Here is a 5,894-nt window from a genome sequence, read left to right as displayed (position 1 = left end):
GATCGCCACCCCCGGCCAAACACATCCACCCACCCGGGCATATCCGTAGCCGGGTCGCCGGTTCTCGGGGTGGGCGACTGTCTTTGAGACAGATCCCCAGGCCAAGCCCGCTTGGCTGGCCAAGGAGGCGAACTGGGCTGGCGCGCCAGCCCACCCGGGCCAGGCCAGCCCGGCCCGGGTGGGCCGGACCGGCTGAGCCGGGCCAGGCCAGGCCGGGTGGGGTGAGCCGGGCCGGGTGGGGTGAGCCGGGCCGGGTGGGGTGAGCCGGGCCGGGTGGGGTGGGCCGGGCCGGGTGGGGTGGGCCGGGCCGGGTGGGTCAGGTGCCGAGGGCGGTGGTGAAGAGGGGGGTGGCCTTGTCGATGGCGTAGAGGGTGCCCAGGGTGGAGCCGCTGGAGAAGGCGTTCACCAGGGTCTTGTCGTCCAGGATGACCAGGTGGCCTGCCTTGGCCGAGGGGATCTGGTTGAGGACCTGGTCGTTGCGCAGTGGTGTGCCGTCGGTGCCGATGGGGAAGACGACGGTCAGGTCGGCGCTGAGGAGTTCGATTTGTTCTCGGGAGAGGTCCACGGCGAAGCTTTCGCCTGCCAGGGCTTGGACTTCGGGTTTGTTGGTGAGGCCCAGGCTTTCCAGGAAGTCCACTCGGGAATCGCCTCGGACGTAGGCGCTGTACTTGTCGGAGTAGTGGGCGCCCACCGCGACCGTCTTGCCGGTGAGGGCGGGGTGGTCGGTCTTGGCCTTGGTGAAGGCGTTGTCGACCTCGGCGGTGAGGCGTTTGCCCTCTTCGGCCTTGCCCAGGGCCTGGGAGACCAGGTCCACCTGTTGGCGCCAGGTGGTTCCGTAGGCGACCACGCCCGCCGGTGAGGAGACGGTGGGGGCGATCTTGCTGAGTTCCCGGTACTTCTCCTCGGAGTTGTCCGAGCGGGTGTTGAGGATCAGGTCCGGTTGGAGTTGGGCGATGGTGGGGTAGTCCAGCTCCAGCGTGGGCAGGATCTTGGGTGGGGTGGTGTACCTGCCCGCCGCCCACGGTCCCACGCCCTCGCCGCCGAAGGCGAGCCAGTCGCTGGCGGCGATCGGTTGCACGCCCAGGGCCAGGGCGGTTTCGGCGTCGGACCAGCCCAGGGCGATGACCTTGGTGGGGTTGGCGGGGACGGTGACCGGGCCGAAGCGGGTCTGCACGGTGGGGCCCGCCTGGGCGGTGGTGTTGTCGCCGGGCTCCTCCACCTGGCCGCAGCCCGCGAGGGCCAGGCCTGCGGCGGCCAGCACGGCGGCGATGCGTCTGATCACTGGGGTTCTCCTTGTTCTGCGCAGTGGTGGCGGCCGATGGGGACGACCATCGGGGTGGCGGACACCGGGTCCGGCACGACGTGCGCGCGGAGTCCGAACACGCGCTCGATGACCTCCTCGGTCACCACCTCGGTCGGGCTGCCCTGGGCGACGATCTCCCCGGCGCGCATGGCGATGAGGTGGTCGGCGTAGCGGCAGGCCAGGTTCAGGTCGTGCAGCACCACGACGACCGTGGTGCCCTGGGTGCGGTTGAGGTCGGTGAGCAGGTCGAGCACCTCGACCTGGTGGGTGATGTCGAGGTAGGTGGTGGGCTCGTCGAGCAGCAGCAGGTCGGTGCGCTGGGCCAGGGCCATCGCGATCCACACCCGCTGGCGCTGCCCACCCGACAGCTCCTCCACCGGGCGGCCCGCCACCTCCAGGGTGTCCGTGGCGGCCAGCGCCTCGGCGACCGCGGCGTCGTCCTCGGCGGTCCAGCGGCGGAACCAGCCCTGGTGCGGGTAGCGGCCCCGGCCGACCAGGTCCGCGACGGTGATGCCCTCGGGGGCGACCGGGGTCTGCGGGAGGATGCCCAGCACCGTGGCCAGTTCCCGGCTGGGGATGGTGTGCAGCTCGCGGTCGTCGAGGTGGACCGTGCCGGAGGCGGGGGTGAGCAGCCGGGCGAGGCCGCGCAGCAGGGTGGACTTCCCGCAGGCGTTCGGGCCGACGACCATGGTGACCCGGCCCGGTGGGATCGCCACGGTCAACCCCTTGACCACCTCGCGGCGGTCGTAGGCCAGCCGCAGCGCGTCGGTGCGCAGGGTGTGCTCGGCCGTCATCATCCGCCCTTCCCGGTCCGGTTGGCCCTGGCCAGCAGCAGGAGCAGGTAGGGGGCGCCGACCGCGCCGGTCAGCACCCCCACCGGGTACTGCGGCAGGCCGGGCAGGTTCTGCGCGGCGAAGTCGGCGACCAGCACCACGGCCGCGCCGACCAGCCCGGACGCCACCAGCGCCGGGCCACCGTCGCGGGTCAGCCGCCGTCCGATGGGGGCGGCGAGCAGCGCCACGAACGCCACCGGCCCGGCCGCCGCGGTGCCCGCCCCGGCGAGGGCGACCGCGCAGCCCAGCAGCGCGAGCCGGGCGGGTTCCACCGCGACCCCGAGACCGCGGGCGGCGTCGTCGCCCAGGCGCAGCAGGCCGAGGGTGCGGGCGAGCACCGCCACGGCGGGCAGCAGCACCGCGAGCAGCACCGACAGCGGCACCACCTGCGTCCAGTTGCGACCGTTGAGGCTGCCGGTCAGCCACACCAGGGCGTCCTGCGCGGTGGCCACCCGCGACCGCGTCATCAGGTACGACACGACGCTCAGCAGGATCGCCGCGACGCCGATGCCGACCAGCACCAGTCGGGAGCCGGAGATGCCGCCGCGCCAGGTCAGCGCGTACATCAGGGCCGCGGTCAGCAGCGCGCCCGCCAGGGCGACGACCGAGACGGCGGTGCCGCTGAGTCCGAACGCGACGATGCCCAGCACGGCCGCGGCGCTGGCCCCGGTGTTGATGCCGATGACGTCCGGGCTGGCCAGCGGGTTGCCCAGCAGGCTCTGGAAGATCGCCCCGGACACGCCGAAGGCCAACCCCACCAGCACGGCCGCCAACGCCCGGGGCAATTTCAGGTCGAGGATGACGTAGTCGGTGCTCCGGCTCCCCAGACCGACCAGAGTGGACAGCACGTCCGGCAGCGGCACGTACCCCCGCCCCCAGGTGAGCGCCACGCCGAAGAACACGACGAGCAGCAACCCCAGCGCCCCGGCCACCGCCGCGAACCGCCGCCGCGCCCGCCCCCGACCGGCCGCGATCGCCGCACTCCCCGCCGACACCGCCATCACGCCCCCACCCCGACGCGGGAGCACCCGGCACTCGGCGCACCGAGCCGCCCCCGCGGGCCCGCGGGGGCTCCGACAGGGGCCGCGCCCGTCGGCGGTGTCGTCACAGCCCGGCCACCTTCCGGCCGCGCACGATGGCGATGAACACCGGCGCCCCGATGACCGCGGTGAGGATGCCGACCTGCAGCTCACCGGGCCGGGCGACGACCCGGCCGACGACGTCCGCGCCGACCACCAGGACCGGGGCCAGCACCATCGAGTACGGCAGCAGCCAGCGGTGGTCGGGTCCGGTGACGGCGCGGGCGAGCAGCGGCACCGCCAGCCCGACGAAGGCGATCGGTCCCACGCTCGCCGTGGCCGCCCCGCACAGCAGCACCACCGCGAGCCCGGCGACGACGCGCGTGCGGGTGACGTCCTGGCCGAGCGAGCGGGCCAGGTCGTCACCCAGGGACAGGGTGTTCAGCGAGCGGGCGGCACCGAGGGCGACCACCAACCCGAGCGCGATGAACGGCAGCGACTGCCAGAAGACCGCCATGGAGCGCCCGGACAGGGCACCGACCTGCCAGAAGCGGAACTGGTCGAAGGTGTCGGAGTCGGTCAGCAGCACAGCGGTGGTCAGCGAGACGAAAGCGGCGTTGGTGGCGGCCCCGGACAGGGCCAGCTTGATCGGCGTGGCCCCCTCGCGCCCCATCGCCCCCACCCCGTAGACCAGCAGGGAGGCGACCAGCGCGCCCGCGAAGCCGAACCACACGTAGCCGGTGAGCGCGGTGATGCCGAACAGGTTGATGCCGATGACCACGAACAGAGCCGCGCCCGCGTTGACGCCGAGCACCCCCGGGTCGGCCAGCGGGTTGCGCGCCACCGCCTGCATGACCGCCCCCGCGACGCCGAGCGCGGCGCCGACGAGCAGGCCCACCAGCGTGCGCGGCACCCGTTCGGCCCGCACGAACAGGTGGTCGTTGTCGGTCGGGTCGAAGCGCAGCAGCGCGTCCACGACCGTGCCCGCCGGGATCGGTTTGGCCCCGGTGAACACGCTCGCCACGGCCACCGCGACCAGCAGCGCGGCGGCCAGCAGCAGCCCCAGGGAGAGGTGGCCGGACCGCCGGGCGGTCACCTGCGCCATGCCACCTCCCGCACTCCGACCGGACCGAGCGGGCTTAGGTTAGGCTAAGGACAGTATCACTGAGTAGTTGAAACGCGGAGTTCCCAGTCACAATCCGGCCACGCGATCACCCGGGGTGACCACCCGGTGCACCGCCGGGTCATAGGACGGAGATGAGGACCCGCAGCTCGTCCGCCCGGACCTCCAGCGACACGAAGCACCGGTCCAGCACGATGTCGAGGCCGACGACCTTCTCCGCGGCGCGGGTGAGGTGCACGGCGACCACCGTGTTGCCCACGACCTGGGCGTACCCGGCCGCCGCGGAGCGGTCGAAGACCGTCCACTTGCCGTGCCTGCGGACGAACTCGCGGTTCTCGTCGGTCAGCGGCTCGGTGAACGGGTCGACCCACTCCCTGGCCTCGACCCGGATGGACTCGCCGTCGGCACCGGAGTCGAAGAGGGCGACGAACCCGTCGTCGGCGCTCAGCTCGATGAACCCGGACCCCGTGTCCGGCTCACCGCTCGGGTCGACGTAGTGCACCCGCCGCACCCGTCGGATGGTCTTGCCGACCAACTCGTCCACGCGAAGCTCCACCGGCGCCACCACCCCGCATGTGATCGACTCTATTCCCCCAGGGTAAGCCAACAGCGGCACTCCACGGCCCGTTTGCGGCCCGTTTGTCACCCACTGATCGCATCGAACTCCCCCGGTCGCCCGGGTCCGGTCCCGGCACCGCACGCCGGGCCACCCCGGCACGCCGCCGACCGGGTGACGGCGCACGGCCGCGGGCAGCGGACCGCGGCCGCGCGCCGCCCGCGGTTCGACAGGGAGCGAACAAGCGGACTCGCCGAACGCCCCGGCCGGACCCTCCGGCGCGGTGGCGCGCTCGCGACCGGGGTGCCGCCGGGCCGATTCGACCCGACCGGCCGCGTCCCCGGAGCGGGCTCGGCAGCCCCACCGCGCGCACCGGGTTGTCCACACCGGACAACCCGTTCGCGGCGCACCGGTTGGGCCGTGGGGGATCTCGACCGGGGGACGTGCCCGCGGCCTGGCTCGCGTCGGCGCGGACCCGGCACTTACACTCGACGCACTCGCCGCTCCCCCACCGGGTCCGCAACACCACGATCCGGGAGAACGATGACCGCCACCCTCACCGCCACCGACACCGCGACCCGGTTCGCCATCACCGAGGCGTTCGTCCGGGAAGCACTGAACGAGGGAGACCTCGCGGTCGTCGCGGACTTCGCCCACCCCGGCATCCGCGACGGTTCCGGCACCCGACTGTTCGACGACGGCGTGCGCGGCCTGGAAGCGGCCGTGCTCGCGATCCGGCGATCCATGCCGGACCTGTACGCCCGGGTGCCGTTCATCCGCGACTGCGGGAAGGACACCGTCGAGGTGCACCTGGAGCTGACCGGCACCTACCGGGCACCCAACCTCGCCCAGAGCGGGCGGGACGGGCGGGTGGCGCGGTGGCGGCAGATCCACCGGTTCAGCTTCCGCGGTGCGCTTGCCGAGGCACACCTGGGGTGGGTGGACCGGGCCGCGATCCGGGCATGCCTCGGCGAGCCGTATTAGGCCGGGCTGTTTGGAGCCCGGGGTTTTGGTGGGTGTGCCCGGCTGGGTGGATGTGTTTGGCCGGGGCCCCTATGGC

At 73.2% G+C, this 5,894-nt stretch carries 6 protein-coding genes; 1 reads left to right on the top strand and 5 read right to left on the bottom strand.

Going from position 1 to position 5,894, the window contains the following annotated elements; translation table 11 throughout:
* Positions 1 to 316: 316 nt before the first annotated feature.
* The 5 genes from UO65_RS25375 to UO65_RS25355 all read right to left on the bottom strand — a co-directional run bounded on the left by UO65_RS25375 (position 317) and on the right by UO65_RS25355 (position 4,822).
* Complete coding sequence (locus tag UO65_RS25375) at positions 317 to 1,282, bottom strand: iron-siderophore ABC transporter substrate-binding protein (protein ID WP_084176256.1); 966 nt, start codon at positions 1,280 to 1,282, stop codon at positions 317 to 319.
* Positions 1,279 to 2,097 carry an ABC transporter ATP-binding protein gene (locus UO65_RS25370; protein WP_035287167.1) on the bottom strand — a complete coding sequence of 273 codons (819 nt, stop codon included), beginning with the start codon at positions 2,095 to 2,097 and terminating at the stop codon, positions 1,279 to 1,281. Before UO65_RS25370 ends, UO65_RS25375 begins: the two co-directional genes overlap by 4 nt.
* Positions 2,097 to 3,137, bottom strand: a complete 1,041-nt coding sequence (locus tag UO65_RS25365) for a FecCD family ABC transporter permease (RefSeq protein WP_035287165.1) — start codon at positions 3,135 to 3,137, stop codon at positions 2,097 to 2,099. The genes UO65_RS25370 and UO65_RS25365 overlap by 1 nt, the downstream gene beginning before the upstream one ends.
* Before the next feature lie 103 nt (positions 3,138 to 3,240).
* A complete protein-coding gene (locus UO65_RS25360; protein WP_035287163.1) occupies positions 3,241 to 4,260 on the bottom strand; it encodes a FecCD family ABC transporter permease in 1,020 nt (339 codons plus the stop codon).
* Positions 4,261 to 4,399: 139 nt separating this feature from the next.
* Positions 4,400 to 4,822, bottom strand: a complete 423-nt coding sequence (locus tag UO65_RS25355; protein ID WP_035287160.1) for a hypothetical protein — start codon at positions 4,820 to 4,822, stop codon at positions 4,400 to 4,402.
* Between the two features lie 555 nt (positions 4,823 to 5,377).
* On the opposite strand from UO65_RS25355, the gene UO65_RS25350 reads away from it, so the two are divergent.
* Positions 5,378 to 5,818, top strand: coding sequence for an ester cyclase (locus UO65_RS25350; RefSeq protein WP_035287157.1), 441 nt, complete (start codon positions 5,378 to 5,380; stop codon positions 5,816 to 5,818).
* The last annotated feature ends 76 nt before the right edge of the window (positions 5,819 to 5,894 follow it).

Origin of the sequence: Actinokineospora spheciospongiae, assembly GCF_000564855.1 — a bacterium.
Classification (GTDB): domain Bacteria; phylum Actinomycetota; class Actinomycetes; order Mycobacteriales; family Pseudonocardiaceae; genus Actinokineospora; species Actinokineospora spheciospongiae.
This window is presented reverse-complemented; position numbering and strand designations above follow the sequence as displayed.